This window comes from Bacillus sp. SIMBA_031 (assembly GCF_046535225.1).
GTDB classification, from domain to species: domain Bacteria; phylum Bacillota; class Bacilli; order Bacillales; family Bacillaceae; genus Bacillus; species Bacillus velezensis.
Genome location: NZ_JAWRXC010000372.1, coordinates 1 through 261 on the forward strand (window position 1 = coordinate 1; position 261 = coordinate 261).

The window sequence follows — 261 nt, forward strand, 5'->3', positions numbered from 1 at the left end:
TGGGCGATATCGAGAACCCCCACTTTGGCCTCGCCACCAGGGGAATAACGGATACCGCAAAGGCGAGTGGCTACAACGTCATTCTTATCAACACGGATGAAGAACAGGCCGCGGAGGTGGACGCGGTCCGGGTACTCCTCGACAAGCGGGTAGACGGACTCATTGTCGCACCGGCGTCCTCGGTAGAGACGGCCCACCTGAAACAGGTGAGCGATTCCGGCCGTCCGCTCGTATTGCTGGACCGCGCCGCCGAAGGCCTCG

Annotated in this window: 1 pseudogene; it reads left to right on the forward strand. The window is 62.1% G+C overall.

Features of this window, described 5'->3' with window-relative positions:
* Window positions 1-261 (forward strand): annotated as a pseudogene (locus tag SB724_RS20685) (LacI family transcriptional regulator); the annotation flags it as partial.